Source organism: Bradyrhizobium jicamae (assembly GCF_018130695.1).
Taxonomy (GTDB): domain Bacteria; phylum Pseudomonadota; class Alphaproteobacteria; order Rhizobiales; family Xanthobacteraceae; genus Bradyrhizobium; species Bradyrhizobium jicamae_B.
The window spans coordinates 18,773-43,748 of sequence record NZ_JAFCJX010000003.1 but is presented as its reverse complement, the minus strand read 5'-3'; the positions used below and the strand labels follow the sequence as shown (position 1 = coordinate 43,748).

Below are 24,976 nucleotides of genomic sequence, written 5' to 3'. Positions count from 1 at the left end.
TCGATTCTTGTTTTGACGCGTCAGCCGCGGGTGCGCGAGCGGATCATGAAGCTGTCGAAGGTGTATTCGGCGACCTGCCACCACAGGTACTGGTCGGAGCGGTAGGCCTGCATGGCGTCGATCGACTTCTTGAAGTCGGCGTTCTTGGCCGAGAGCTCGCCCCACAGCTCGTTGGTGGCCTTGAGGCAGGCTTCCAGCACCTCGTTGGTGAAGGGGCGCAGCTGGGTGCCGCCGGCGACCAGGCGCTTCAGCGCGGTCGGGTTCTGCATGTCGTAGCGCGCATTCATCCAGCTGTTGGCGTTGGCGCAGGCATTGGTCAGGATCGCCTGGTAGTTCTTCGGCAGCGCGTTCCACTTCTCCAGGTTGACGAAAGAGTGGACGCACGGTCCGCCTTCCCAGAAGCCCGGATAGTAGTAGTACTTCGCGACCTTGGCGAAGCCGAGCTTCTCGTCGTCATAGGGGCCGACCCACTCGGCCGCGTCGATGGTGCCCTTTTCCAGCGCCGGATAGATGTCGCCGCCGGCGAGCTGCTGCGGCACCACGCCGACCTTCTGCAGCACCTGGCCGGCAATGCCGCCGATGCGCATCTTGAGGCCGGAGAGATCGGCGACCGTCTTGATCTCCTTGCGGAACCAGCCGCCCATCTGGGTGCCGGTGTTGCCGGTCGGGAAGCCGATCACACCGAACTTCTTGAAGAACTCGTTGCCGAGCTCCATGCCGCCGCCCTGGTACCACCAGGAGTTCTGCTGGCGCGCATTGAGGCCGAACGGGACCGAGGCGTAGATCGCAAAGGTCGGATCCTTGCCGACATAGTAATATGACACGGTATGGCACATCTCGACGGTGCCGTTCGAGGTCGCGTCCAGCGCCTGCAGGCCCGGGACGACTTCGCCGGCCGCGAACACCTGGATCTGGAATTTGTTGTCGGTCATGTCGGCGACGTACTTCGCCACCTGCTCGGCGCCGCCATAGATGGTGTCGAGCGACTTCGGGAAGCTCGACGTCAGGCGCCACTTGACCTCGGGCGCGGATTGCGCGATCGCCGGCGAGGCCACGGTCGCCGTCGCGGCCGCACCAGCCGCAGAAACCTTCAAAAATTCACGACGCTTCATCTTAAGGCATCTCCTTGAGGGGCGTTTCCCTGATGTCTGCAAGCTTCTCCCGGGGATGAATTCCGGGGTGCTCTCCCGGCGGCCTTTAACACGGAAGCGGCGATTGCGGAAACGCGACAATGGCATGTCTCCCCCGATTAAACGAAAGTCTGAGGGACCGCCGGTTGGGGGACAAAATCGGGCCCCCGGTGGCAGGAACGGCTTCCCGACCACCGCGGCCCCCTGCCCCCGATCGCGTGGTCAATCGCCGCGCGCGGGGCCGTCCCGCACGCTCTCGGACCCGCCAAACGGCCCGTCCTGACGTCGTCCGAATCGCCAATCCTAGGAGCCCAGGCTCTCTCCCCTTTCGATCCGTCGCAACGCGCATTAACCTGATGGGCACCGCGAGGGAGGCACAATCTCGAGATGACCGACGACCTGTCGCTTTCCGTATTCGTGCTCGAGGTCGACCGCAGGCCCGTCGTTGCCTTCGCATCGCGGACGCACGCCGCCGCTGAAGCGATCCTGGACGAAGAACAGCTGCGTGCGCGACTGGCCGAGGTGAGATCGGGCGGCGCGCCGCTATGCGATGACATCGCCATTTTCCGGCTGCGGCTGGCTCACCCCGACGAGAAGGCGATCTATCGCCGGCGGAAATTTGGTCGCCTCGATCAGACTGGCGTCCTGTTTGCCTTCCTGATCGAGCCCGATCGCGAGGAAGCGAACATCGACCAGGAGATTCAGGCGCTGACGACATTGGGCGGCAAGGACGAAACCGGCGAGAGCTGATCTCGGCACCCCAGGCCGGCGCAGACGCCCCATCCAGGCAGCGGGTCTTTGAACCTTTCCCGCACAACCATGACTCACAATCACTGGGGATTTAAGCGCCCAGTTTAGCGAGCGCCGCCTGGCGTTGCTCATGCGAGCCATCAGGGTCGCCATTGGTGATGAACATGAATCCAGCAGGTTTGCAGAGCAGTTCGTGTGTCGGAGAAAATCGTCAGCCGGCGCGCGGGCCCTTCGTGTACGCACTCATCGTCGATGGAAAGCCGCTGCTGTGCTTCGCGGCCGATCGAAGCAACGAGGCCTTCGAGCTCACGCGCGAGCAGTGGCTGCGCAACGATCTCTGCGCGCTGACATCGAGCGGCGTTCCCCTTTGTCATCGCCGGTCCAAATACTCCGTCCGGCAAGCCACACTTGAAGAGCGGAAAACCTACACCGCAGCGGCCATCAATCATGTCGCGGATGACGATCTGTTTTTGGCTTTTCTTGTGACGATCGACTCCTAGCGCAAGCTACCGAACTCGCCGTCGCTATTTCGCGGTGGCATTCTTCGGCCGTGCGGCTTCGGCCGCCCGCTCTCTCATCCACTTGTCGTATTCAGGCGTGCCGCGACGCGGCGGCGCGTCGGGCGGCAGTCCGCCGAGAAAGTGGGGCCACGCATCCGCGATGGCCGCAGAAGCGCGCGCAGCCGTAGGGCTGCTGGCACAGCCGGCAAGCTGGAGAGATGCGAAAACCAAAAGGGCAAGTCGAACGAACATCGGCCCGACCTCGCTTCGCCCCGCAGATGACTAAAGCGCGTCGCGCGTCACTTGTTCCCGCGACAAACCAATGCGGCCCGGTCAGGGCCGGGATCGCCGCAATAAATCAGCCAACTCAGCGCCTTACATGATGCTGACAAAATCTGTCAGTACCACGTGCTAGCGTCAGCTCATCATCCCCATGAAAGGAATTATGATGACTGACCACACAGCACTCGCAACCGCTCGCATCTACGTCGAGGCCATCGTCGACAAGGACGTCGAGAGGATCATCTCGCTCTCCGCCGACGATGTCGTCTGCACCTCGCCGATCGGACGCATCGTCGGCACGCAGGCATTCCGCGGTTTTCACGGCGGCTTCGCCCGCATGCTCAAGAAGGTGACGGTTCTCGCAGCTTACGGTGACGCCGATCAAGCCATCGTCGTCTACAGCGCGGAAACCCACCCCGTTCCGAGCTCCGTCGTCGCCGAACTCATCAAGGTCAGGAACGGCAAGATCGCATCGACGGACGTGATCTACGACGCAACGCCATTCGCCGCCTACATGGCGACGGCGCGGCCTCACTAACTCCCGTCGCAGGAAACGCATCCGTGAAACGCATTCAGTACCACCAGTACGGTGGTCCGGAGACGATGAGGCTCGAGACGTTCGAGCTTGAATCCCCGAAGCAGGGTCAGGTCGCGGTGAAGATCAGGTTTGCCGCGATCAATCCGATCGATTGGAAAGTGCGTCGCGGCGCGCTCAAGATGATGACGGGCAAAGCCTTCCCGCGCGCGATGGGCAGCGACTTTTCCGGGACGGTGATGTCGGTCGGAGCCGGCGTCACGCGCTTCAGGCCCGGCGATGCCGTCTTCGGTCTTGCCCGGCTCAAGGAGAGTGGCGCGCTCAGCGAAGCCGTCGTCACCAAAGAAGGCTTCCTGGCAAAGAAGCCGGACAACGTATCCTTCGAGGATGCGGCCTGCCTCGGCACGCCAGGCGTCACGGCCTGGAACGGTCTGATCGACAAGGCAGGCCTCGCGCGCGGGCAGTCCGTCTTCGTCAACGGCTGCACCGGCGCGGTTGGAGAGGCCGCCGTGCAGATCGCACGCATGCTCGGCGCCACGATATCAGGTAGTTGCAGCGCAGAGGCGATGCCAAGAGCCCGCGATCTCGGTGTACAAGAGATATTCGACTACCGGACAACCGATCTCTCCACGCTGCGCGATCGGTTCGACGTGGTCTACGATACGGCCGCCGTAATGCAAACAGCGACCGGCTTGCATCTTGCGCGAAGCAAGGGCGTGTTTCTGGACATCGATCCGACGCCCATGAAATTTCTCCGCGCACTCTTCAACCGCCGACTGAAGCCAGTCGTCTGCTCGCCGCGATCGGACATCCTCGACGCAATCGCCCGCGCGGCCGGAGACGGACACCTGAGATTGCCGATTGGCGAAATCGTGTCGCTCGATCGGGCGATCGGTCTGGTGACGGCCCTCGAAAACGGCCAGAAGCTCGCCGGAAAAGGCCTGGTTGCCATGGCCTGACCGCCTGCTGCCAAATATTGGCAAGAGCTGTGCTAGGCTGCGCCCATGTCCAAGAGCGAACGGCTCCTCGATCTCATGCAGATGCTCCGCCGGCATCCGCGCCCCGTGTCGGGCAATGACCTTGCGCGCGAGGCCGGCGTGTCGTTGCGGACGGTCTATCGCGACATCGTCGCCTTGCAGGCACTGGGCGCCGAGATCGAAGGCGAGCCGGGCGTCGGCTATGTGCTGCGCCCCGGCTTTCTGCTGCCGCCACTGATGTTCTCGGAAGAGGAGATTCAGGCGGTGGCGCTCGGCGTCCAATGGGTGCAGCGGCAAACCGACGAAGGGCTCGCCTTTGCCGCGAACAACGCGCTCGCAAAAATCGTCGCGGTGCTTCCCGCGGATTGCGGGACAAGGTCGACGACAAAAGCTTTCATGTCAGTCGCCGCGCGCCGAAGGCCGTCGCCGTGGATATTCAGACCGTGCGGCAGGCGATGCGCGAGCAACGCAAGCTGCGCGTGGTCTATCGCGACCCGAAGGGAGCGGAGACGGAGCGCGTCATCTGGCCCATCATGCTGGGATTCTTCGAGGCCCGGCGCATCGTCGCCGGCTGGTGCGAGCTCCGGAAGGATTTCCGCAGCTTCCGCGCGGACCGGATCGCACGGATCAAGCCTTTGAAAGAACGGTATCCCGGCCGCAGGCGCGATCTGGTCAAGCAGTGGCGGACGCAGGTTGCTGAGCAGAGTGCGGCGGAGTCACGGTGACAGCACTGGACTGCACCGTATTCCCGAAGCGAACCTTTCGATCCGCATCTTTCATTCGCAAGTGATACGAGGACCCGTCGGTATTTTGAACGTTTCCCGCTTTCGGTTGTCGCTGAGTAAATCCAATGTCGCTCTGCAAATGCCCTTGTCGGGATTAGCATTACATAGCTTCACCCATTCTGGATACTTTGCGTCGTAGGCCCCCGAGACAATGACCGCAGCCGCGTCCGCGCAAGCGTTGTCAAAGGCAACCGTCTTGTCATTGACAAACTCGATCGTCGGCTTTGGTTCGGCCGCCACAACAATCGTCGAATGAGCGATAAAGATGAACAAGGTCGCCACTCCAAATATCATGTCACAGATGCCTGTATTGTGTGTTAGCCGTCGAGCATCTCTTTTGTCACGTATCTCCCGGGGCCTCAACTATCAGGCCGGATCCCGTGACGCTGCGAGCCCGCATGCTCAGGATTGATTGCCATTCTCACTGTCACCATCTTCAACCCGTCGCCCGCCGCCTAGACCCATTTGGGTCCTGCGATCCAAATCGAAAGGTGATTTGTCTGGAATCGGAATAACGGTGCGGCACTCTCGGAACCGAACTGCGCTTCGTCAGGAGCCATCGGTCGCCCTGGGAGTCGAGCATTGTTCGGGGAGGTTTGGCGGCCCGGTCCACGAGCCGATCCGCCGGGGGTGGAGACGCATTTATGATGGCTATTTTCAACACTGTTGTTGCACTGGGCATTGCTTTCTTGATGTTGCGCCGGTCCGGCACGATGAAGCGCCACGTGCTGGCATTTTTCGTCACAGGCTTGGTGGGCGGCATCGTCGCATTTGTTTTGTTCAGCCTGTTCAATCCCTACGGAGGGTATACCGATGCGGCCCGATACCACGCGAGCCTGGACGGCCAGATCGCTTGGTTGGTCGGCCTCCTTGTGGGCTTCGCGCTGGGAGCGGTGGCGGCAAGGCTAGTGCGCCCAACGACTGGACCGACGACGGCCTGAACGGGATCGCGCCGTTCAAAGGATCTATCGCATCATTTTTTGAGAGCTGAGATTTGTCGTGATCAATCGGTTATTCGGCGTGCTGTTCGGTGTTGCCTGGAACGATCGTCTGCTGGCAGCCGTCCCTTCGAACACGCGGCCCGCACGGCGGTTCGGACTTTGCGAGTTCTTGTGCACGTTCGCCTTGCTCGCCCTCGTCCCATCCGCGTCCCTGGCCGTCACGAAGTGCAACCCGGGAGAAGTTGCGGTCTCGCAAAACAAATGCATCCCGGCGGGAGCTTCTGATTGCGGCAACGGAACTTACTGTCCGCACGGCAATTACTGCGCCAATGACGGTCATGGATGCGTGCCGGACGGCGCCGCATACTGTGGTGGGGGACATTTCTGCCGCCAGGGAAGGTGCGCTGTCGACCATTGCGATATCGGCGCCGACAGCAACAACGCGCCGACCTGCGGCCCCGGCTATCATCTGATCTTTCCGGGCGGCTACGGAAGCCAGCCTCAATGCCAGCCCAATCAACCAGGTGAATCAGGTTCAGGCGCGGGAAATCAAAGCACCATCACGGGCGGTCAACGCTAGACACCGCGATTTTGGGTGATGACAGGCACGCACGGCGGTTCCTCCCGTCGGAATTATCGCCGGCCGCGCCAGACCCGCAGCGACCAAACGTATTGCCGCGAATGTCACGCGCCTTCGCGACCGAAGGCGAAGCGAAGGCGTTCGCCCGCGAAGTCATGTTGACGGCCAGCGAAGTCGCAGCTGGAACGCTAAATCCGCATCAGCCAACGCATCATCTCAACCGCCAGGCTGGCCGACTGGATTGCTGGGCTCATTTGACGCGGCGCGATGATTCACGTCTGTTACCTGTGTTACTTTCCGAAGAGCTGGTCGGGTGTAGGCTTTGCCCGTCACCGCTCTGTATCTGGCATTTATCGGTGATGAGACCGCCGGTTGCGCTCCCGCCCCATTCAGAACAGGAAGTAGCATCGTGCAGAAGTTTGATCAGATCGCCGCCACGGACAGTCATCTCTTGGAGGAGGCTCAGCGTCTACGCAAAGAAGCTCGCGGCACTCCGCCGGGTGTTCAACGCGACGATCTCATTCGCAAGGCTCGCCTCGCCGAGAACGCTGCACGCCTCGGTTTTCGGGCGGTCTCGCCCGTTCCGAAATCAGCACGGTAAGCCCGATGGCCATCATGCCGGGCGGCGCGGTAATGACTGCCGCACAGTGCCAGGAACTCGCCGAGCACTACAAAAGCCTCGCTCGAGCCCACGGCGCTACCAAGGATCGCGAGTTCATGCTGAAGAACATTGCGCGGAGCTTTACGGGCCTGGCGAGCCAGTTGGACAGGCTGGCCGCCCTCACTCGGGATGAAGCAAAGGTAAAGGCGCCTCCATCATAGCCGCGACACGGAGCCGCCTCACTTCGGACAAATCCTGCATCGTTCCGAGGCCGCCTTAGCACCAGTCGCCCGGCCCTGATGAGCGGAACGACATCGCTGATGCGGGCTACGGACCTACGGCGCTCCCGCTGACATTAGACTGCTGATTTGCCCGACGGCGCAAGGCCTCGGAGCGAAAATATTTTACTTTACGCGAACTTCTGAATATGCTAACAATTGCCCATCTCACCCGACACGAGGGGCGTTCGCGAACGTCACGGACGTGGGGGAGATGCGGTGGACGCTGAGCGTGCAATTGACGTGTGTGCGCAAGGCGTACGGCGAAGTCGTGTGGGCCTGCCGCCCCGATGTTGGTGGTAAGCAAGCGAACAGGCTAACGCCTGTCGCTGACGATGGTGGCACAAAAGCAGAGTCTCACCAGGGCGAGCACGTATAAGCCGTAAAGCCATCGCGCAGGGGAAGTCGGGCTGTCTCGGCTGCACCTGTATGCTCGTGTGCGCAACTTCTACTCATTGCGCACGAGACCTCGGGTGCAAGTGAGCGCCCGGCTTTCCCTGCGCCCTCAATTTAGAGAGAGGGCGGAACGAGATGGAAACCTCGGACAAATCATGTCGCGAGAATGCGAAGCTGTGTCCTCACGCTCAGTGTCATCGCCCGGCCTGTGCGCAATTGCGCACGTGGACCGTGCGACCCAGTACGCCGCGGCCCATCGGCTCAATCACAACGGTCTCTGGAATACTGGATCACCCGCATGCGCGGGTGATGACACCGGTATCATCACCCGCATGCGCGGGTGATGACACCGGTATTGTGTTGCGAGAAGGTGGACCTGCGAGTTGTTGCAATTGCTGCCCACCACACATTCGTCGTCCTGGCGAACGCCAGGACCCATTACCCCGAATGCGAATTGCGGCGCACCGCTGGGGCCACTATCCCCTTCACAACCAAACTCGGTGGTTATGGGTCCTGACTTGCGTCAGGACGACGGCTGGATTGTGCCGCGAGAGCGCCAATCAGCGCTTCCCCGCGTCCTTGGCTGCCTTGGCCACCTTGGCCATGTACAGGCCGCGCCGGATCCAGCTCCGCGCCGTGGTCGGGCTCACGCCATACTGCTTGGCGATCGTCTCTGCGGCCTCGCCCAGCGACCCCATTTTCTTCGCCAGCGCGACCGCCTGTTTGGCGGCCACGGCGCGTTCGTCCTTGGTGATGTGCTTGGGGGCTCTCTTGAAATCGGGTGCGCGTGCCATGTCGATTGCTGCCGTAAGGCCTCTCTTACCTCGCCTGCAGAATCAGGGCGATCCTGTTCAGCTCTGCCGGCCCAAGCATACAGGCTGGACGCGATCCGGCAATCGTCCAGAGCGCAATTTCGTGAAACAGAAGCAGTCCCGCGCTTCGGTCCGCGCGCGACGGGATGCGCACCGCTCAGGCGGCCGCGATCGCGCCCTTGAGTTGCTCGCGGACTTTGGCACCGATCTCGCGGTAGATCGCGGCATGCGGGCCGTCCGGCTCGCTTTCAACCACAGGGTTACCCGCATCCGAGCTCGAGCGGATCGCCATGTGCAGCGGAATCTCGCCGAGGAACGGCACGCCGAGCCGCTCGGCCTCGTGGCGGGCGCCACCGTGGCCGAAGATGTCCGAGCGTGTGCCACATTCCGGGCATTGGAAATAGCTCATGTTCTCGACGATGCCGAGCACGGGCACGTTGACCTTCTTGAACATCGCAAGTCCGCGCCGCGCGTCGATCAGCGAGAGATCCTGCGGGGTCGAGATGATCACCGCGCCCTTCAGCGGCACGTTCTGCGCGAGAGTCAGCTGGGCATCGCCGGTACCGGGCGGCATGTCGACCACGAGCACGTCGAGCGTGCCCCAGGCGACGTCACGCAGCATCTGGGTGATCGCCGACATCACCATCGGCCCGCGCCAGATCATCGCGGTGTCCTCCTCGACCAGGAAGCCGATCGACATGATCGCAAGCCCGAAGCGGGCGAGAGGAATCATCTTCTTGTCGTGATTCAGTTCCGGCTTCTGGCGGATACCGGTCAGCCGCGGCACCGACGGGCCGTAGATATCAGCGTCAAGGAGCCCGACGCGCAGGCCGAGGTCGCGCAGACCCAGCGCGAGGTTGAGCGCGGTGGTCGATTTGCCGACCCCGCCCTTGCCGGAGGCCACGGCGATCACGGCAGCGATGCCGGGGATGTCGGCCTGCCGGGCCATCGGCGAGGCGCCACCGGGCGGCTGCGGATGACGATGGGCGGAGGCCGGCTGGACGCCGCCGGCCGGACGCGGCGGCGGGGGTGCGCTCTGCCCAGCCTTGCGTTCGGCGGTGAGTGCGATCATCGCGGCGCTGACGCCGGGAATGGCGCGCACGGCGGTCTCGGCCTGCGCGCGCACGCTTTCCCAGGCGCGGGCTTCCGCGGCATCGACATTGATCGAGAAAAACACCTTGCCGTCGGAGACCGTGATCGGCGACAGCACATTGGCGTTGGTCAAGGCGACGCCGCGGGGCGACATCACCTTGGCAAGGCATTCGAGGACCTGTTGCTGCGTCACGCTCACGACCGCATCTCCTGGGACGTTTCAAGTGGGCATGATCTGGTCGGAAAACCGCTTCACACTTTTCCGGATCATGCCCCGATGCGACCCATTAGAACGTTGCAGCGCAGAATTCTACCTCGCTCCGACGTCATCCCGCCGTTCGGCCGGGGCCGCCCCGCCCTCCTCCTTGGCGGCCTCGTAATTCAGCTCGATCATGACCCCGTTGGGGTCGTTGACGAAGATCTGCCAGAGGTCGCCGCCCGGAACCTGGCGGGAGTCGAATTCCATGCCCTTGGACTGCAGCCGGCTCTTCATCCCGGCAAAGCCCTGGCTGGCAAAGGCGACGTGATGGACCACGCCGGAATCGGGCTTCTGCGCCTCATCAGTCCTGGAAATATCGACCAGATGCACCACCGCCTTGCCCTCGCTGTACATCCAGGCGCCGGGGAAGGCGAAATTCGGCCGCGGGCCTTTTTCCAGGCCCAGAATGTCCTCGTAGAAGCGGACGGTGTCGCCAAGATTCCGGGTCCGGATGTTGAAATGATCGAGCACACCCACGCTCACGCCCATGCGAGACACTCCCATTTTTGTGTGGTTCTTAAGGTGCGTCAGCCTAGCACAAAACGCGTCCCTGCCACCCAACGAAGGCGTTGCCCTTACCTGCGCAGGGGGTATGGTGCGGCCTCCCTCCGCGGGAACACCCGGACTGCGGCAAACGTGGCCGGCGCGGCTCCAAAGGCAAATCGAGCCAATTTCCAGGGCAAAAAAACAAGGTAGCACACATGGCTAAAGTCGCTTTTCTCGGTCTCGGCGTGATGGGTTTCCCGATGGCGGGACACCTCGTGAAAAAGGGCGGCCATGAGATCACCGTCTACAACCGGACCGCGGCGAAGGCGAAGGAATGGGCCGACAAGTTCGGCGGCAAGACCGCGGCGACCCCGAAGGCGGCCGCCGAGGGCCAGGACTTCGTGATGTGCTGCGTCGGCAATGACAACGACCTTCGCGCGGTCACGATCGGCCCCGATGGCGCATTCGCCGGCATGAAGAAGGGCGCGACCTTCGTCGACCACACCACCGCCTCTGCCGAGGTCGCCCGCGAGCTCGACGCGGCCGCCACCAAGGCCGGCTTCAAATTCGTCGATGCCCCCGTCTCCGGCGGCCAGGCCGGCGCCGAGAACGGCGTGCTCACTGTGATGTGCGGCGGCGCTGATGATGCCTATGCCGGCGCCGAGCCGATCATATCAGGCGCCTATGCGCGGATGTGCAAGCTGCTCGGGCCCGCTGGATCCGGCCAGCTGACCAAGATGGTCAACCAGATCTGCATCGCGGGCCTGGTGCAGGGTCTCTCCGAGGGCATCCACTTCGCCAAGAAGAGCGGTCTCGACGTACCAGCCGTGATCGAGACCATCTCCAAGGGCGCAGCGCAGTCCTGGCAGATGGAGAACCGCTACAAGACTATGAACGAGGGCAAGTACGATTTCGGCTTCGCGGTCGAATGGATGCGCAAGGACCTCTCGATCTCGCTCGCCGAAGCCCGCCGCAACGGCGCCAACCTGCCGGTCACCGCCCTGGTCGACCAGTTCTATGCCGAGGTCGAGAAGATGGGCGGCAAGCGCTGGGATACGTCGAGCCTGTTGGCCCGGCTGTCGCGGTAATCGTGTCCCGCTCTCACCCCGCCTCGTCTCGCCGAAGCCCGCCTTCGGGCGAAGGCGGATCGCGGGGTGAGAGCAAAAGTTAATTTAACCTCGCGTTAACGGGATTCTTTAGCTCTTTAAGTCATCGCTTAAGGATTTGGCGGCACAGATAGACAATGCAAAAGCCCGCGCGGTTCGTGGGCAGGGTTTGTGTTGTTTATGAGTAATCCCGCAGAAAAGCCTGAAGTTGTGCAACTTCCGGCCGGACCTCAGCCCACCGCGCCGGTGAACAATCGGCGCGTCGCGGCGCAGCGGGTGCGTGAGGCGCGGGATCGGTTAACGTCAACGAGTGGAACCCGCCCCGCCTTCGACGCCGAACTGCTGCGCCAATATGCCCAGACCCGGCTCTCCGCCTCCTATGTCGTGATGCTGCTGGTGGTCGCCACCGGCGTGCTGTTCGGTCTGTGGATGCAGCCGCTGATCGCCGGCGCCTGGACCGTCGGCATGCTCTGCATCCATGCTGCGATCATCCGCTCCTGCGCGCGGTTCCTCGGCGAGCCCGCCTCGCTGCCGGCGACGAAGAAATGGCGCACGCGCTTCGTGTTGCTCGATCTGCTCTACGGCCTGTGCTGGACCGCGATCCTGATCCACCCGGCCGGCCGCGACCTCGCCTCCAACACGCTGATGATGTTCCTGATGCTGCTGGTGATCGCGGTCTCCAGCATGCTGGCGGCGAGCCTGCCGATCGCAGCACTCGCGGCGACGGTTCCGGTGACGGTCGCGATCGCGGTGGATCTGGCGCTGAACGGCACCTTCGACAATTACGTGATGGCGCTCCTGGCGCTCGCCGCCGAGGGCTATTTCGCCCTGCTCGCCCATCGTCTGCATTCGACGACGCTTGCGACACTCGAAGCGCGCGCCGAGAAGGACGCGCTGATCGGCGAGCTCGAGCAGGCCAAGGCGATCTCGGACGAGGCGCGGCACCGCGCTGAGTCCGCCAACGTCGCCAAGTCGCGCTTCCTCGCCCAGATGAGCCACGAGCTGCGCACGCCGCTCAACGCCATCCTCGGTTTCTCCGAGGTGATGAAGAGCGAGATTTTCGGCGCGCATGCGGTCGCCGTCTACAAGGAATATTCCGCCGACATCCATAATTCCGGCGTGCACCTGCTCAACCTGATCAACGAGATCCTCGACCTCTCGCGCATCGAGGCCGGCCGCTACGAGTTGAACGAGGAAGCGGTCGCGCTGGTGCATGTCGTCGCCGATTGCCATCATCTCTTGAAGCTGCGCGCCTCGAGCCGCGGCATCACCATCCACGAGGTGTTCGAGCAGGGCATGCCGCGGATCTGGGGCGATGAGCGCGCGGTGCGTCAGGTCGTGCTCAATCTGCTGTCGAACTCGATCAAGTTCACCCCGCAAGGCGGCGAGATCTGGCTCAAGGTCGGCTGGACCGCGTCCGGCGGGCAGTATCTCAGCGTCAAGGACACCGGGTCTGGCATCGCCGAGGACGAGATCCCGATCGTGCTGGCTTCGTTCGGCCAGGGCTCCAACTCGATCAAGTCGGCCGAGCAAGGCGCCGGCCTCGGCCTGCCGATCGCGAAAAGCCTGATCGACATGCATGGCGGCACGTTCACGCTGAAATCCAAGCTGCGCATCGGCACCGAGGTGATCGTCACCTTCCCGCCGGAGCGCGTGATGAGCGCGCTGGCGCCGATGTCGGAAGAGGCGCCGCCGCTGCAGCCGGAGACCACCGAGACCGACGACAGGAAGCGCGTGCGCCGATCGATCATGGGCGCAGGCACCGGACTACGGGAATGATCCAGAAGGATCAGGGCGCGATGCATTCACCGCGCCCTGAGCGGCTTGCAGAAGCGGCCGAAAACGTTCAACACTTCCAGAATGAGCCAAGACACGCCGTGTATCGCAGTCTGCATGATGGATCCCAAGACCAAGCTCTGCTTCGGATGCGGCCGCACGCTTCCGGAGATCGCGCGCTGGCACAAGATGGACCGCGCGGAAAGGCTGGACGTGATGGCGCTGCTGCCCGCGCGCATGACGGAGGCCGGTTTGCCGCGCATGGAGCCGCGTCCCAGGCGCGCCTGAACGACCGTGCTGCATGGGAGGGCGCGCAATGAGCCGCATCGTCCTCGTCCTGCTGATGCTGGTGGCGACCGCCGGCGCGGTCGTGGCCTATGGCGATCCCGCGCAGATCGCGCGCGCCAAGAACCACGTCTCGCATTTCCTCGGTCACCGCGGTAGCCTCGCCCCTCCCCCTGCGGTCGAGATCGCGCGCGGCCATGGAGGCGAGTTCGCCTTCCGCGCCAAGATCAACGGCGTCAGCGCGCCGATGGTGATCGACACCGGCGCGACCTCCGTCGTGCTGACCTGGGAAACCGCGAAAGCAATCGGCCTGCCGACCGACATGCTCGAATATAATGTCGATCTGGAAACCGCCGGCGGTCACACCAAGGCGGCGCGGCTGACGCTCGACCGCCTCGCGGTCGGCAAGCTCGTTGAGAAATCGGTGCCTGCGCTGGTCGTGCAGCGCGGCCAGATGAGGGCCAATCTGCTCGGTATGAGCTTCCTCGACCGCCTGGAAAGCTGGGGCGTGCGGGCCGACAAGCTGACCCTGAACGGCTATCCGGAGCTCGCGGATCGCCGCGCCAAGTAGATCGCGCTAAGCCGCCATAGTCGCGAGCGCGCGATCGTCGACCAGCGCGATCGCGTCGCGCAGCACATTGACGCCGGCGTCAGCCTTGACGCCATTCTCCGCCAGATGCCTGCGGAACGCGCGCGCGCCGGGCACGCCGTGGAACGCACCGACGAAGTGCCGCGTCATCGCATGCAGCCGCGTGCCCCGCGCCAGCTGCGCCTCGATGTAAGGCATCATCGCGGCGAATACGTCCTTCATCGTCGCCTGCGGCGCCGCTTCGCCGAAGAACTCAGGATCGACCGCAAGCAGCCGCCACGGCTCCTGGTAGGCCGCGCGTCCGAGCATCACGCCATCGACATGCGCAAGATGCGCCTTTGCCTCGGCCACGCTCGCAATGCCGCCATTGATGACGACAGGAACGTGCGGCAACGCGGCCTTCAGCCGATAGACGCGGTCGTAATCGAGCGGCGGGATGTCGCGGTTCTCCTTCGGCGACAACCCGTTCAACCAGGCCTTGCGCGCATGCACGATCAAGGCATCGGCGCCGGCCGCGACCACACCATGCGCCAGCGTATCGAGCGCGACCTCGGGATCCTGATCGTCGATGCCGATGCGGCATTTCACGGTGACGGGAATCTTCACCGCGCGCTTCATCGCCGCGACACCGTCAGCCACGAGCGCGGGCTCCGCCATCAGGCACGCGCCGAAGCGGCCATCCTTCACCCGATCGGACGGACAGCCGACATTGAGATTGATCTCGTCATAACCAAAGTCCTCGCCGATCCGAGCGGCGGTCGCGAGATCGCGCGGATCGGACCCGCCGAGCTGCAGCGCCAGGGGATGCTCGCTCACATCAAAGCCAAGCAACCGCGCCCGATCGCCATGGATGATGGCGCCGGTCGTCAGCATCTCCGTATAAAGCAGCGCCCGCCGCGTCATGAGACGGTGGAACACCCGGCAATGCCGATCGGTCCAGTCCATCATCGGGGCGACGGAGAAAGGAGCATCGTAGATATTCGCAGTTTTTTCGGTCATATCAGCAACTTATAGACACTTCTGAATTTTTCTTTTCAACTCGTTTTTTGGCCATTTTCATCCATTTTGGTACCTATGGTACTGCAGTGCAGTACCGAAGACGCCCATGCAGTACCGAAAACGAGGCATCCAAGATGGGAACGGTCGTCCAACGCAAACGAAGTGATGGCTCTACAGGATATCAAGCCCAGCTCCTTATCAAGCGAGCTGGCAAGATCGTGCATCGGGAAAATCGAACGTTCGATCGGCGACAGGCAGCCTCAGCTTGGCTCGAAAAACGGGAAAAGGAACTTGCCAAACCCGGCGCCCTAGAACGTCTCGAAGCGCCAGACCCCACTCTAGCTGGAGTTATCGACCGGTACACAGATGAATCCATAAAGAAGATTGGGCGGACCAAGGCGCAGGTTCTGCGAGCCATCAAGAACTACGACATAGGGAATAAGAGGTGTTCGGAAATCACGAGCACTGATGTCGTAGCGCTTGCAAATGAACTGATAGTCAACGTCGCTCCGTCAACGGTCGGTAACTACCTTTCACATTTGGGGGCAGTCTTTGCCGTGGCCAAGCCGGCATGGTCATACCCGCTTGATCAGACCGCAATGAAGGACGCCTTCGTAGTGGCGAGGCGTCTCGGTATTGCAGGTAAGAGCCGCGAGCGCGATCGACGTCCGTCCCTCGAAGAGCTCGACAAGATCCTCGAATATTTCGGCGAACGGCTGAAGCGCCGACCATCGTCCATTCCGATGCAGAAGATCATTGGTTTCGCGATATTTTCAACGCGTCGCCTCGAGGAGATTACGCGGATATCGTGGAAGAACCTCGACGCGGAAGGAAGCCGTGTTTTGATCCGGGATATGAAGAATCCCGGAGAGAAGATCGGGAATGACGTATGGTGCGATCTACCGCAGGAAGCGCTTCAGATCATTCTCTCCATGCCCAAGAGCCGCGAAGAAATCTTTCCCTATTGCGGCGACACTATTGGAACAAATTTCACGCGCGCATGCCAATTCCTCGAGATCATCGACTTGCATCTGCATGATCTTCGTCACGATGGTATTTCAAGACTATTTGAGATAGGTCGCAACATTCCTCAAGTGGCTGCAGTGTCGGGGCATCGTTCTTGGTCGAGTCTCAAGCGCTATACACACTTGCGTCAGACCGGCGACAAGTATGCGCGATGGAAGTGGTTGTCAGTGCTGACCAGCCCTAGCAGTTCTGTCCGCGCTTCGCCGAAGCACGTCCCTACCGGGATTTGGCGACCGGGTGGTTAGATCCAACGACGGGGTAATGCGGGCGGTGGGCAGTCGATATTGAAGCGGGCGAAGTGCCCAAACAAGTAGGCGACCAGTCTGAAAGTAAACCGAATCCTAACGAATTCCGCTTCTGCAAGACTTATTTTGCGAGCAGTAGGCGCTCACACATCGACTATGAATGGAGATGGACACTTTGTTGGAAATTTTGTTGGCCAGGAATCACTGATGGCGAGTGACGCACTTTTCATGCTGATGGGTAGTCCGATGGACGCTTTAGTTCCTGTATCGCGACCTTACCTGTCACGATCTTGGATCGCCTGCCCAAGGCCGCCCGAAGCCTCTTCAGACCTGCTTGAACAAACCCCTCGATCGTCTTGAGCCAAGCGCTCGATCCGATCGTGTCGTAGTAGTTTTGGTCATTCGGAACGCGAAAATTCATCGCGTCAAACTGGTACCGAAGATCAACCGGAGCGATGTTGCATTTGGCTATTGCCGTCGCCTGCCCCTCATTCAGCTTAACCCCTCTAAAGGCAGCTTTTCTGAGCCGATCGATGTCATGAGAGTATCGGCGAATGCTGTCGACGAGGGGCTTGCCCGCCAACGAATAGGGAGAGCGCAAACAGAGGATTGCCTTCAGCAGGGCTTCCAGCGCCATCCGCAAATCGACGTAGGCTTTGGCCCGCCTGCTCTTGATGCCCTGATAATCAACCTCTTGCGAATAAAAAGTGACTCGATACCGGTGAAGGAAATCCACTGCGTCATCGGCGTAATTCCCCGCCAGTTCGAGACGCATCGGAAACGTTCGCTTCTCCGGGAAGCCCTTCATCATCAGGGCTGCATCTCTCGGCTGCTTTATCTCACCTCGCAACGCATCCAGGTCCTCCAACTCTCCCGACTTCCGCTTATCGCGGAGAGAAATATCCAACCCTTTTTTTAGACAGAAACGAGCAAAGGCGCGCGCCGGATCGGATTCCGAAAAATGAAACTGCAACTCGCCGGGTTGGACCTCGCACCAACGGTCGCTGGCACCCGCATAGTGCCTCGCCACACCGTAGAGCCTGCTAAACGCTGTGGTGTCGGTTTTCGAGGTCACAAGCCAAGGACATACCCTCGGCTCGGGTTGGGGAGTGGGTGGTCGCGCGACCAATGAGCCTGCAAACGTTTTTTTTGGCTTGTTGGCTTTCTTTCTTTTTCGGCTCATCGCTCCCGCCTGGCACTTGATGGCTCGTTTGGATGATCAGGGGCATCGCGCTTATCCGCGTCCATTTCCAGGGTATGAGAGGTGCGGATTTGGTCTTCGTCTTGGCTGATTTGCATAATCTCAGTTTGAAGTACACCTTTCTGGATGGCGATGCCATCTTCCCTGACGCGCTCGTGGCGGGCGTCTAGGATCAGATAAGGAAAACGGCTCCTTCAGCTTGCGTTCACAGAACGCCTTCAGCCACTTGTTGAAGGCGCTGATCGCGGTCTTGCCAAGGTGTCTCGACGCGACAACGCAAGCCACCAGGAAGCACTGTCGATGCTTGCCGACAAGATTTCTCCGCTCGAGCGACCCTGCGTCGCCATCGAAGCACACCTTCGCTTCATTCTCAAAGGTAGAGCCGCCCTTCCGCGGCAACCCAAATATTTCATCCAGGTACCAAGTGCCGGCGCCCGCCTCCCCGGTCTGCAATGTCAGCAGGGGCTGCGTGTCACTCGTCGACGACGCTGTTTCTGAGCATGCCGATTTTCTCGACCTCCACCTCAACAATGTCCCCGGCTTCAGGAAAATCGGCGGTTTGCGCGTGAAACCCACTCCAGCCGGCGTGCCGGTAACGATGACGTCACCCGGCACGAGTTCGAAGATTGTCGAACAGTACTCGATCAGCCGCGGAACCGGAAAGATCAGCATGGAGGTTTCGGCCGACTGCATCACTGCTCCGTTGACCCTGGTCTCGATCTTGAGGTTGGTCGGATCGCCGATGTCATCCGGAGTGACTAGCCAAGGCCCGAACGGGCCGGTGCCGACGAAATTCTTGCCAGACGCGATCTGTTGAGCGTGGCGCTGCCAATCACGCACGCTGACGTCGTTGTAGATCGAATAGCCGGCAATATGCGTCCAAGCGGACGGCCGACCAGGTTGGAACGGCCGATGACGATGGCATTCATGCCCTCGAGCGAGGCATGCACGCTCTTGGACAGGATGATGCAACCGAGCGGCGTGCAGGGCGACAGCGCCTCGAAGCCGCCGGCGAGCCGGCCGGCATTGTACGGATGCAGGCCATCGACGTCCTTGGCGGGATCGATGGCGTTAATGACGGCTTCTGTGTTGAGGCCCTTCGGCAGCGGCAGCTGCACCAGGATGCCATGCACGGCGGGATCGCGATTGAGCTTTGCGATCAGGGCCAGCAGCTCGGTTTGCGAGACCCCCGGCCGGCAGTTTGCGCTCGAACGAGGTCATACCGACCGCTTGGGTCTGAGTGTGCTTCGAACGGGCGTAGACCTCGCTGGCGGGGTCGTTGCCGACCAGGACCACCGCGAGCCCTGGTATCAGATTGTGCTCGCGTTTGACGCGGGCGACCTCGTCGGCAGCGCGGCCGCGTAGCTCCGCGGCAATGCTCCTTCCGTCGATGATACTGGCGCTCATGTTCTCATAGCGGCGCCGTTAGCGCTCGTTCCCTGCGACCATTGACATACCGATTTGACTTGAAATACCGATCAGTATCTGTAAATCAACAGTAGTCAAGAGCGCCGACGTGTCCGGCTGAGGAGCCGAACAAGCCGGTTTGGCAGGCGCCGCAGCGACGGGAGGAGCAGAAATGGATGCGATCACGCCCAAGATGACGGAATTGACGCTCGCCGGTGGCGCATTGGGCTTCAATTGGCTCCCAGTCTTCGTCGCGGAGCAATCGGGGATCTTCATGCGCCACGGATTGAAGGTTTCCCTGAAGCGGATGGGCACCGTGGACAAAGCGACCGCGGCCATCAAGAACTCTGAAGCCGATTTGGCGATCACCCCTCCTGAGGGCGCGATCGCCAACGCAATCGCGGGAGGGAGGCTGCGAATTGTAGCCGGCAACGCGAACAGGTTGCCGATGACGCTGGTCGCACACTCGCGCATCAAGAAGATCGAGGACTTGCGGGGCTGTGTTCTCGGTACTTCGTCGATGATGGAAGGCACCGCGATTTATACGATGGAGATGCTGGCGCGGCACGGCCTCAAGTACCCGGGCGACTATGAGTTTGCGGTGGTGGGCGTGCATCCCGAGCGCTGGCAGGCATTGCAAGACGGTCGGATCGATGCTGCGGTTCAGCCAGTTCCTCTGAATTTTGTGGCAATCGACGCCGGCTATTCCAATCTTGGCGAGGTCACGGATGTGATCCCAGAGATTGCGTTCACTGCGATGATCGGCGCCGATGATTGGCTAAAGCAAAACCGCGAGAGCGTCCGTAAGCTATTAACGGCTCTGGCGGAGGCTACGGCCGAAGTCTACGACGAATCGCGCGACGAACTCGTACTTCCGATACTCGCCGAAATCACGAAATCAAGCGAAGCCTATTCGCGGCGTGCGCTCGCCTATATGCGCGAAAAGGCCCTGTTCCCTGCACACCTGGAAATACCGAAGTCGGCCTTCAAGACTACGGTCGATCTTATGATCAAAGCAGGCCTTCTAGGGGCTGCCGATCGAGACAAAGCCAACCTGGCGCTCGATCGGCAGTACCTCGACGGCCTTTGGACTCAGTGAGGCTCGGCATGATGGAGTTTCAATTCGACGCTCTCACGACGCTTCGGGTTCTCTGCGGCGTTTGGTTCTTGCCTCACATCATCGGAAAACTGCGCAATATGGAACGGGCCGCGCCGACCTTTGAGAAGGTCGGGCTGCGACCTGGACGCGTGTTCGTTATCTTGACAGTCGCGTGCGAAGTGCTTGCCGGCATCGGGCTTGTGACCGGCATTTTCGAAAAAATAGCCGCCGGGCTTGCCGTGCTGGTCTTGGTCGGCGCCAGCTATGCCGTCGTGAGGATCAACGGGCTGAACTGGCGCTGGCAGAAGCAGGGACCGGAATATATGATTTTCTGGGCATCTGCTTGCATACTGTCCGTTCTAAGGTAGCACCCTGGCACTTGCCGCAGCGGGTTTGACCGCGGTCACGTCGGCGATCCGGACTAAATATGACCGAGACAAAAGAAGAGAAGAGATGGTCGTAGCGCAGAAAAAAAGATCCGTTCCCAAGCGACTGAGCCGCGAAGAAAGCCGGGCGTTAACCAGGGAGAAGCTGCTGGCGTCGGCATACGAGGTCATGGCGCGAGAGGGCTATGAAGGCGCCTCGATCGATCGGATCGCCGAGGAAGCCGGCTTCAGCAAGGGAGCATTCTATTCGAACTTCGAAAGCAAGGAGGAGATCTTCCTTGAGCTCCTGGAAACACACTCGGTTGCGGACGTCGGCGAGATAACCGGACTGCTGAAGGACGTGCAAGACCCGCGGAAGATGATCGAGATCATCAGCGACTGGGCCGGATCGCGGGCCAAGGATCCGAGCTGGGGCATGCTCGCACTGGATCTATTCCGACGCGCGAAGAAGGATTTGACCTTCGGAAAGCGTCACGCCCATCTGTTCGAGAAACAGTGGAAGGGCCTGGGCGAAATCTTGGTCGGGATGTTTCCGAAGGGCGCCGCACCCGCTGACGCGGAAACGCTCGGTGGCATCGTCTTCGAGCTCACCTACGGTGCCGCTGCGAGCTTCACGCGCGGCCCCTCGGTGAGAGACCTGGTAAAGACCGCGCTCATGGCAATGTATGATGCCTATGGAAAGCGACCGGGCTCGACCCGGTCATAGTCCCCGTCGCTTCAGCAGCGCATCAAGTCCGGGGTACACTCGGCGCGCATTTCCTTCAAAAACCTTCGCTCGGTCGTCCTGAGACAGCTCCAAGCTGTCGATATAGCGCTTGGTATGGTCGAAGGGAAACCCGGTTTCCGGATCCAGCCCTTTGACGGCGCCGAACATCTCCGATCCAAACAGGATGTTGTCGGCGGGAATGACCTCGAACAGCAGATCGATGCCGGCCTGATGATAGACGCAGGTATCGAAGAAGATGTTCTTCATCAGATGCTCGGCGAGCGCAGGCTTGCCCAGCATCATCGCCAATCCGCGAAATCGCCCCCAGTGATAGGGAACGGCACCGCCTCCGTGCGGGATGATGAAGCGCAGGCTTGGAAAATCCTTGAACAGATCGCCCTGCAGCAGCTGCATGAACGCTGTCGTATCGGCATTCAGATAGTGCGCGCCCGTGGTATGGAAGCACGCATTGCACGAGCCCGAGACGTGGATCATCGCCGGAACGTCGAGTTCGACCATGGCCTCGTAGAATGGATACCAGGATCTGGCGGTGAGCGGCGGCGCGGTCCAATGTCCGCCCGAGGGATCCGGGTTGAGATTGCAGCCGACCATGCCCAGCTCGGTCACGCAGCGCCGCAGTTCCTCGATCGATTGCGCGATCGGCACGCCCTGCGATTGCGGCAGCTGGCAGACCCCGACGAAATTCTCCGGAAACATACCGACGATGCGCGCGATCAGATCGTTGGCATGCCGCGACCAGGTCCTGCTGATCGCCTCGTCGCCGATATGATGGCCCATGCCGGCAGCGCGCGGCGAGAAGATCGTCATGTCGGCACCGCGCTCGCGCAGTAGGCGAAGCTGATTGGCCGCGATCGTCTCGCTGATCTCGTCGTCCGATATCTGCGGATAGGACGGCTTCGACCCGCTTCCCGCGGCGAACGCGATCTGCGCCTCGCGGAACGCGTGATGAGACCGGGGCTCGGTCGTGTAGTGTCCGTGGCAATCGATGATCATCGTTCTTCGGCCCTTGACTGCGTCATGCGCTCCACCGTGCCGGCAGATGCAGGACGCCCCGGAAGCGCCAGCCCTTCGTCACCACCTCCCGGTCGGGATCGAGCTTCAGATCGTGGAGCGAGCGGAAGGCCTCCTCAAGCGATATCCTGCCGATCTGGCGGCTTAGATAGTGGCCCGAACAGAAATGCGGCCGGTACCCGAAGGAGGCGTGCGGCTTGCGCTTGCGGTTGAGATCGAAGGCGTCCGCATTCTCGAACCGGGCCTCGTCGCGATTGGCGGACGCCATCACGATCGCGACCGAGGCGCCCTTGGGAATCACGGTGCCGGCGAGCTCGAAGTCCTCCGACGCCTGCCGCGGCGTCACGCCGATCGGGGCGATCCACCGCAAACCTTCGTCATAGGCACGCAGCGAGAGCCCTTCCGGATCGGCAGCGACGGCTACGGCTTGCTCCGGGTTCTGCAACAGTCCGAGCGCTGCGTTGGCCGCGCCATGCCCGGGCTCCTGCAAGCCGCCGAGCAGGATGACCCGCATGGTCGGCATGATCTCCTCGAAACTGCGCACCTTGCCGTCGCCCATGCCGCCGTGCACCACATGCGATGTCAGCGTTTGATCGGGGCGCGCCGTGACGCGCTCGATGATCGGCCCCATTGCGGCATCGATCTCCGAACGGGCCCGCTCGCAGGCCGCCCAGGCCTCCGGATCGTTTGGCCGCTGGAGTCCGCCATTGAGAGAGTGGAACCAACGCGTCAGCGCTTCGACGTCGACATCGATAAGCCCGACTAAGTCGCCGATCACGCGAACGCTGATCGGCTCGAACAATTCGGCCGTGAGGTCTCCCGAGCCGCGCCTCTTGAACTCATCGACAAAGCGCCGGGCGACCGGTCGCGCGAGGCGATCGACGTAGCTGTCGACCTTCTCGGCAGTGAGGTTCTCGTCGATCCCCACGCGCAGACATTTGTGCTCGTCGCCCGTCATGCTCAGCACGTTCGGCATGCCCATCACCCGAGCCTCGGGCCGGCCTGAACTGTCCGACGGTCCGAAGATGGCGTCTTTCATTCCAATGGTCTGGCAATCGGCCCAGCGCGTCACGAACCATTCGCCGGTCTCCGGAAACAGACACACCGGCGCCTCTTTCCGAAGCCGTGCGTAGACGGGATAGGGATCACGAAACAGATTTTCACCAGTCAGCGCATCGGCAGTCATCGCACCCTCCCCTGATGAGCGCTTCCGGATTTCATCGGGAGCGCAATTCATCGATTGACATACTTTTTAGTTTCTAGATACTATTCGGTATCTAAGAGCACATCGCTTGTCAACCTCCGCAGGCGCGAATGGCCAAGCGTGAGGGCGACGATCGACAATGTGCTCGCAGGGAGGGGAATGATGCTTGTGGTGACGAACGCGCCCCGCGCGGATGTCGATGTCGTCAACGGTCTCGGCGCACTCGGTGTTGCGACGGTGCACGAAGCGCAGGGACGCAAAGGACTGCTGGCGAGCCATATGCGCCCGGTCTGGAGCGGCGCGCGCGTGGCCGGCAGCGCCCTCACCTGTGAAGTCGCCCCTGGCGACAACTGGATGATCCATGTCGCAGTCGAGCTAGCGCGGCCCGGCGACGTGCTCGTCGTCACGCCGACCTCGCCTTGCGACGACGGATACATCGGCGACCTGTTGGCAACAGCGCTCGCCGCGCGCGGCGTCGCCGGCATCGTGATCGATGCCGGCGTGCGGGATGTAGCGCGGCTCGCCGAAATGAAGTTCCCGGTCTGGTCGAAAACCATCTCGGCCCAGGGCACGGTCAAGGAGACCATCGCCAACGTGCAGGTGCCGATCCTGTGTGCCGGAGCACGCGTCAGTCCCGGCGACGTGGTCCTGGCCGATGACGACGGGGTCTGCATCGTCTCCCGTTCGGAGGCCGCCGGCGTGCTCGCCAAGGCGCGCGCCCGCGAGGAGAAGGAGGAAGCGCTGCGCCGGCGTTACGCCGCGGGCGAGCTCGGCCTCGACATCAACAACATGCGCGAACGGCTGAAGCAGAAGGGGCTGCGATATGTCGACGCGAAGGATCTTTGATCCTTCGACGATGCACGATTCGCGTATCCGGCGACGATCCTCAAGGCTTTGAATCCGCAACGGACAACCGCCTCGCACAGCCGAGTGACATTGCCCGACAGGGAGTGAGTTGAAGAATGCCCAGCCTCCTGGTTACGACGCCGAGCGGAAAGCGCCAGCAACTTGAAGCCACCATCGGCATCTCCATCATGGAAAACATCCGTAACGCAGGGGTCGTCGAACTGGCAGCGCTTTGCGGCGGATGCCGCTGCTGCGCGACCTGCCATGTCTATGTGGAAATCGAAAGACCCGATCTTCTGCCGCCGATTTCGGATGAGGAAAACGACCTGCTCGATGCATTGGACCATCGGCGGGACAATTCGCGCCTGTCGTGTCAGCTCGTCGTGACGGCCGAGATGGGCACGGTCTCCGTGGAGATCGTGCCCGAAACGTAAAGCGGCCCACCGGCTGGCGGGCAGCAACTTCAAAACAATCAACATAATCCAAGGAGGAGACATCATGGCAATCTCGCACAACGCACCACCCAAGAGTCTGCAGTCGATTCTCGACGAAGTCGGCGGTCCGGTCAAACTGCTGCGCGGCTCGAACCTCGGCCCCTACACCTTCCCCGTCATTACCCCGGAGTTCAAATTGGCGGGACGAAGTGCAGGCCTGGAAGGATAGCG

Annotated in this window: 28 protein-coding genes and 4 pseudogenes; 20 read left to right on the top strand and 12 right to left on the bottom strand. The window is 61.7% G+C overall.

Annotated features, from left to right (window positions below; translation table 11 throughout):
- Positions 1-20: 20 nt before the first annotated feature.
- Positions 21-1,112 (bottom strand): TRAP transporter substrate-binding protein, encoded by a 1,092-nt coding sequence (locus JQ604_RS05390; RefSeq protein WP_212354027.1) that lies wholly within the window; start codon positions 1,110-1,112, stop codon positions 21-23.
- A gap of 405 nt (positions 1,113-1,517) precedes the next feature.
- On the opposite strand from JQ604_RS05390, the gene JQ604_RS05385 reads away from it, so the two are divergent.
- From JQ604_RS05385 to JQ604_RS05365, 5 genes and pseudogenes are all read left to right on the top strand, one after another.
- Entirely contained in the window at positions 1,518-1,880 is a 363-nt protein-coding gene (locus tag JQ604_RS05385) for a hypothetical protein (RefSeq protein WP_212354025.1), read from the top strand.
- Positions 1,881-2,044: 164 nt separating this feature from the next.
- Positions 2,045-2,380 (top strand): hypothetical protein, encoded by a 336-nt coding sequence (locus tag JQ604_RS05380; protein WP_212354024.1) that lies wholly within the window; start codon positions 2,045-2,047, stop codon positions 2,378-2,380.
- 448 nt (positions 2,381-2,828) lie between these two features.
- Complete coding sequence (locus JQ604_RS05375; RefSeq protein ID WP_212354022.1) at positions 2,829-3,200, top strand: nuclear transport factor 2 family protein; 372 nt, start codon at positions 2,829-2,831, stop codon at positions 3,198-3,200.
- Between the two features lie 23 nt (positions 3,201-3,223).
- Positions 3,224-4,156, top strand: coding sequence for an NAD(P)-dependent alcohol dehydrogenase (locus JQ604_RS05370; RefSeq protein WP_212354020.1), 933 nt, complete (start codon positions 3,224-3,226; stop codon positions 4,154-4,156).
- Positions 4,157-4,201: 45 nt separating this feature from the next.
- A pseudogene (locus JQ604_RS05365) lies at positions 4,202-4,899 on the top strand (helix-turn-helix transcriptional regulator).
- Positions 4,900-4,950: 51 nt separating this feature from the next.
- Here JQ604_RS05365 and JQ604_RS05360 read toward each other — a convergent pair.
- Complete coding sequence (locus JQ604_RS05360; RefSeq protein ID WP_212354018.1) at positions 4,951-5,241, bottom strand: hypothetical protein; 291 nt, start codon at positions 5,239-5,241, stop codon at positions 4,951-4,953.
- 362 nt (positions 5,242-5,603) lie between these two features.
- Between JQ604_RS05360 and JQ604_RS05355 the strand changes: the two genes are divergently transcribed.
- The 4 genes from JQ604_RS05355 (at position 5,604) to JQ604_RS05340 (ending at position 7,302) form a co-directional block, all read left to right on the top strand.
- Positions 5,604-5,900, top strand: a complete 297-nt coding sequence (locus JQ604_RS05355; protein ID WP_212354016.1) for a YtxH domain-containing protein — start codon at positions 5,604-5,606, stop codon at positions 5,898-5,900.
- A 58-nt stretch (positions 5,901-5,958) separates the two neighbouring features.
- Positions 5,959-6,480, top strand: coding sequence for a hypothetical protein (locus JQ604_RS05350; RefSeq protein ID WP_212354014.1), 522 nt, complete (start codon positions 5,959-5,961; stop codon positions 6,478-6,480).
- A gap of 409 nt (positions 6,481-6,889) precedes the next feature.
- Positions 6,890-7,081, top strand: coding sequence for a hypothetical protein (locus JQ604_RS05345; RefSeq protein WP_249158087.1), 192 nt, complete (start codon positions 6,890-6,892; stop codon positions 7,079-7,081).
- A gap of 5 nt (positions 7,082-7,086) precedes the next feature.
- Complete coding sequence (locus JQ604_RS05340) at positions 7,087-7,302, top strand: hypothetical protein (RefSeq protein ID WP_249158040.1); 216 nt, start codon at positions 7,087-7,089, stop codon at positions 7,300-7,302.
- A gap of 1,013 nt (positions 7,303-8,315) precedes the next feature.
- Here the strand turns inward: JQ604_RS05340 and JQ604_RS05335 are convergent.
- The 3 genes from JQ604_RS05335 to JQ604_RS05325 all read right to left on the bottom strand — a co-directional run bounded on the left by JQ604_RS05335 (position 8,316) and on the right by JQ604_RS05325 (position 10,407).
- On the bottom strand, positions 8,316-8,549 hold the full coding sequence (locus tag JQ604_RS05335) for a hypothetical protein (protein WP_212354012.1): 234 nt from the start codon (positions 8,547-8,549) through the stop codon (positions 8,316-8,318).
- Positions 8,550-8,724: 175 nt separating this feature from the next.
- Positions 8,725-9,858, bottom strand: a complete 1,134-nt coding sequence (locus JQ604_RS05330) for an Mrp/NBP35 family ATP-binding protein (protein WP_212354010.1) — start codon at positions 9,856-9,858, stop codon at positions 8,725-8,727.
- Between the two features lie 111 nt (positions 9,859-9,969).
- Entirely contained in the window at positions 9,970-10,407 is a 438-nt protein-coding gene (locus tag JQ604_RS05325; RefSeq protein WP_433996227.1) for a VOC family protein, read from the bottom strand.
- 212 nt (positions 10,408-10,619) lie between these two features.
- On the opposite strand from JQ604_RS05325, the gene JQ604_RS05320 reads away from it, so the two are divergent.
- The 4 genes from JQ604_RS05320 to JQ604_RS05305 all read left to right on the top strand — a co-directional run bounded on the left by JQ604_RS05320 (position 10,620) and on the right by JQ604_RS05305 (position 14,142).
- Positions 10,620-11,492, top strand: a complete 873-nt coding sequence (locus JQ604_RS05320; protein ID WP_212354006.1) for an NAD(P)-dependent oxidoreductase — start codon at positions 10,620-10,622, stop codon at positions 11,490-11,492.
- Positions 11,493-11,690: 198 nt separating this feature from the next.
- Positions 11,691-13,289 carry a sensor histidine kinase gene (locus JQ604_RS05315; protein WP_212354005.1) on the top strand — a complete coding sequence of 533 codons (1,599 nt, stop codon included), beginning with the start codon at positions 11,691-11,693 and terminating at the stop codon, positions 13,287-13,289.
- Positions 13,290-13,370: 81 nt separating this feature from the next.
- Positions 13,371-13,574, top strand: a complete 204-nt coding sequence (locus JQ604_RS05310) for a DUF1289 domain-containing protein (protein WP_212354003.1) — start codon at positions 13,371-13,373, stop codon at positions 13,572-13,574.
- Between the two features lie 28 nt (positions 13,575-13,602).
- Positions 13,603-14,142, top strand: a complete 540-nt coding sequence (locus tag JQ604_RS05305) for a TIGR02281 family clan AA aspartic protease (protein ID WP_212354001.1) — start codon at positions 13,603-13,605, stop codon at positions 14,140-14,142.
- 6 nt (positions 14,143-14,148) lie between these two features.
- Here the strand turns inward: JQ604_RS05305 and dusA are convergent, their stop codons facing one another.
- Positions 14,149-15,159 carry a tRNA dihydrouridine(20/20a) synthase DusA gene (gene dusA, locus JQ604_RS05300; RefSeq protein ID WP_212353999.1) on the bottom strand — a complete coding sequence of 337 codons (1,011 nt, stop codon included), beginning with the start codon at positions 15,157-15,159 and terminating at the stop codon, positions 14,149-14,151.
- 134 nt (positions 15,160-15,293) lie between these two features.
- Between dusA and JQ604_RS05295 the strand changes: the two genes are divergently transcribed.
- Entirely contained in the window at positions 15,294-16,430 is a 1,137-nt protein-coding gene (locus tag JQ604_RS05295; protein WP_212353997.1) for a site-specific integrase, read from the top strand.
- 226 nt (positions 16,431-16,656) lie between these two features.
- Here the strand turns inward: JQ604_RS05295 and JQ604_RS05290 are convergent, their stop codons facing one another.
- The 4 genes and pseudogenes from JQ604_RS05290 to JQ604_RS05280 all read right to left on the bottom strand — a co-directional run.
- Positions 16,657-17,613 (bottom strand): hypothetical protein, encoded by a 957-nt coding sequence (locus JQ604_RS05290; protein WP_212353995.1) that lies wholly within the window; start codon positions 17,611-17,613, stop codon positions 16,657-16,659.
- Positions 17,614-17,741: 128 nt separating this feature from the next.
- A pseudogene (locus JQ604_RS42100) lies at positions 17,742-17,880 on the bottom strand (transposase); the annotation flags it as partial.
- Positions 17,881-18,213: 333 nt separating this feature from the next.
- Positions 18,214-18,471 (bottom strand): annotated as a pseudogene (locus tag JQ604_RS42095) (fumarylacetoacetate hydrolase family protein); the annotation flags it as partial.
- Positions 18,471-19,038: pseudogene (locus tag JQ604_RS05280) on the bottom strand (tetrahydrofolate dehydrogenase/cyclohydrolase catalytic domain-containing protein); the annotation flags it as partial. The pseudogenes JQ604_RS42095 and JQ604_RS05280, both read right to left, overlap by 1 nt.
- Before the next feature lie 172 nt (positions 19,039-19,210).
- On the opposite strand from JQ604_RS05280, the gene JQ604_RS05275 reads away from it, so the two are divergent.
- The 3 genes from JQ604_RS05275 (at position 19,211) to JQ604_RS05265 (ending at position 21,229) form a co-directional block, all read left to right on the top strand.
- The gene (locus tag JQ604_RS05275; protein ID WP_212353993.1) at positions 19,211-20,137 is read left to right on the top strand and encodes an ABC transporter substrate-binding protein; all 927 of its coding nucleotides are present in this window, start codon (positions 19,211-19,213) and stop codon (positions 20,135-20,137) included.
- An 8-nt stretch (positions 20,138-20,145) separates the two neighbouring features.
- Positions 20,146-20,505: a DoxX family protein gene (locus tag JQ604_RS05270; RefSeq protein ID WP_249158038.1), complete on the top strand. Its 360-nt coding sequence runs from the start codon at positions 20,146-20,148 to the stop codon at positions 20,503-20,505.
- An 85-nt stretch (positions 20,506-20,590) separates the two neighbouring features.
- Positions 20,591-21,229 (top strand): TetR/AcrR family transcriptional regulator, encoded by a 639-nt coding sequence (locus tag JQ604_RS05265; protein WP_212353991.1) that lies wholly within the window; start codon positions 20,591-20,593, stop codon positions 21,227-21,229.
- On the opposite strand, the gene JQ604_RS05260 is transcribed toward JQ604_RS05265, so the two are convergent.
- Positions 21,224-22,243 (bottom strand): amidohydrolase family protein, encoded by a 1,020-nt coding sequence (locus tag JQ604_RS05260; protein WP_212353989.1) that lies wholly within the window; start codon positions 22,241-22,243, stop codon positions 21,224-21,226. The two genes, JQ604_RS05265 and JQ604_RS05260, sit on opposite strands and share 6 nt — an antisense overlap.
- A gap of 22 nt (positions 22,244-22,265) precedes the next feature.
- Complete coding sequence (locus tag JQ604_RS05255) at positions 22,266-23,447, bottom strand: cytochrome P450 (RefSeq protein WP_212353987.1); 1,182 nt, start codon at positions 23,445-23,447, stop codon at positions 22,266-22,268.
- Positions 23,448-23,624: 177 nt separating this feature from the next.
- Here JQ604_RS05255 and JQ604_RS05250 point away from each other — a divergent pair, with 177 nt between their 5' ends.
- The 3 genes from JQ604_RS05250 (at position 23,625) to JQ604_RS05240 (ending at position 24,974) form a co-directional block, all read left to right on the top strand.
- Entirely contained in the window at positions 23,625-24,311 is a 687-nt protein-coding gene (locus JQ604_RS05250; protein ID WP_212353985.1) for a 4-carboxy-4-hydroxy-2-oxoadipate aldolase/oxaloacetate decarboxylase, read from the top strand.
- A 116-nt stretch (positions 24,312-24,427) separates the two neighbouring features.
- On the top strand, positions 24,428-24,745 hold the full coding sequence (locus JQ604_RS05245) for a 2Fe-2S iron-sulfur cluster-binding protein (RefSeq protein WP_212353983.1): 318 nt from the start codon (positions 24,428-24,430) through the stop codon (positions 24,743-24,745).
- A 64-nt stretch (positions 24,746-24,809) separates the two neighbouring features.
- Positions 24,810-24,974, top strand: coding sequence for a hypothetical protein (locus JQ604_RS05240; RefSeq protein WP_212353981.1), 165 nt, complete (start codon positions 24,810-24,812; stop codon positions 24,972-24,974).
- Positions 24,975-24,976: the final 2 nt, after the last annotated feature.

Excerpts from the sequence above, each read along its gene's own strand:
- JQ604_RS05390 (WP_212354027.1), bottom strand. The coding sequence starts at position 1,112 with ATGAAGCGTCGTGAATTTTTGAAGGTTTCTGCGGCTGGTGCGGCCGCG.
- JQ604_RS05385 (WP_212354025.1), top strand. The coding sequence starts at position 1,518 with ATGACCGACGACCTGTCGCTTTCCGTATTCGTGCTCGAGGTCGACCGC.
- JQ604_RS05380 (WP_212354024.1), top strand. The coding sequence starts at position 2,045 with ATGAATCCAGCAGGTTTGCAGAGCAGTTCGTGTGTCGGAGAAAATCGT.
- JQ604_RS05375 (WP_212354022.1), top strand. The coding sequence starts at position 2,829 with ATGACTGACCACACAGCACTCGCAACCGCTCGCATCTACGTCGAGGCC.
- JQ604_RS05355 (WP_212354016.1), top strand. The coding sequence starts at position 5,604 with ATGATGGCTATTTTCAACACTGTTGTTGCACTGGGCATTGCTTTCTTG.
- JQ604_RS05340 (WP_249158040.1), top strand. The coding sequence starts at position 7,087 with ATGGCCATCATGCCGGGCGGCGCGGTAATGACTGCCGCACAGTGCCAG.
- JQ604_RS05335 (WP_212354012.1), bottom strand. The coding sequence starts at position 8,549 with ATGGCACGCGCACCCGATTTCAAGAGAGCCCCCAAGCACATCACCAAG.
- JQ604_RS05325 (WP_433996227.1), bottom strand. The coding sequence starts at position 10,407 with ATGGGCGTGAGCGTGGGTGTGCTCGATCATTTCAACATCCGGACCCGG.
- JQ604_RS05320 (WP_212354006.1), top strand. The coding sequence starts at position 10,620 with ATGGCTAAAGTCGCTTTTCTCGGTCTCGGCGTGATGGGTTTCCCGATG.
- JQ604_RS05315 (WP_212354005.1), top strand. The coding sequence starts at position 11,691 with ATGAGTAATCCCGCAGAAAAGCCTGAAGTTGTGCAACTTCCGGCCGGA.
- JQ604_RS05310 (WP_212354003.1), top strand. The coding sequence starts at position 13,371 with ATGAGCCAAGACACGCCGTGTATCGCAGTCTGCATGATGGATCCCAAG.
- JQ604_RS05305 (WP_212354001.1), top strand. The coding sequence starts at position 13,603 with ATGAGCCGCATCGTCCTCGTCCTGCTGATGCTGGTGGCGACCGCCGGC.
- dusA (WP_212353999.1), bottom strand. The coding sequence starts at position 15,159 with ATGACCGAAAAAACTGCGAATATCTACGATGCTCCTTTCTCCGTCGCC.
- JQ604_RS05295 (WP_212353997.1), top strand. The coding sequence starts at position 15,294 with ATGGGAACGGTCGTCCAACGCAAACGAAGTGATGGCTCTACAGGATAT.
- JQ604_RS05290 (WP_212353995.1), bottom strand. The coding sequence starts at position 17,613 with ATGAGCCGAAAAAGAAAGAAAGCCAACAAGCCAAAAAAAACGTTTGCA.
- JQ604_RS05275 (WP_212353993.1), top strand. The coding sequence starts at position 19,211 with ATGGATGCGATCACGCCCAAGATGACGGAATTGACGCTCGCCGGTGGC.
- JQ604_RS05270 (WP_249158038.1), top strand. The coding sequence starts at position 20,146 with ATGATGGAGTTTCAATTCGACGCTCTCACGACGCTTCGGGTTCTCTGC.
- JQ604_RS05265 (WP_212353991.1), top strand. The coding sequence starts at position 20,591 with ATGGTCGTAGCGCAGAAAAAAAGATCCGTTCCCAAGCGACTGAGCCGC.
- JQ604_RS05260 (WP_212353989.1), bottom strand. The coding sequence starts at position 22,243 with ATGATCATCGATTGCCACGGACACTACACGACCGAGCCCCGGTCTCAT.
- JQ604_RS05255 (WP_212353987.1), bottom strand. The coding sequence starts at position 23,447 with ATGACTGCCGATGCGCTGACTGGTGAAAATCTGTTTCGTGATCCCTAT.
- JQ604_RS05250 (WP_212353985.1), top strand. The coding sequence starts at position 23,625 with ATGATGCTTGTGGTGACGAACGCGCCCCGCGCGGATGTCGATGTCGTC.
- JQ604_RS05245 (WP_212353983.1), top strand. The coding sequence starts at position 24,428 with ATGCCCAGCCTCCTGGTTACGACGCCGAGCGGAAAGCGCCAGCAACTT.
- JQ604_RS05240 (WP_212353981.1), top strand. The coding sequence starts at position 24,810 with ATGGCAATCTCGCACAACGCACCACCCAAGAGTCTGCAGTCGATTCTC.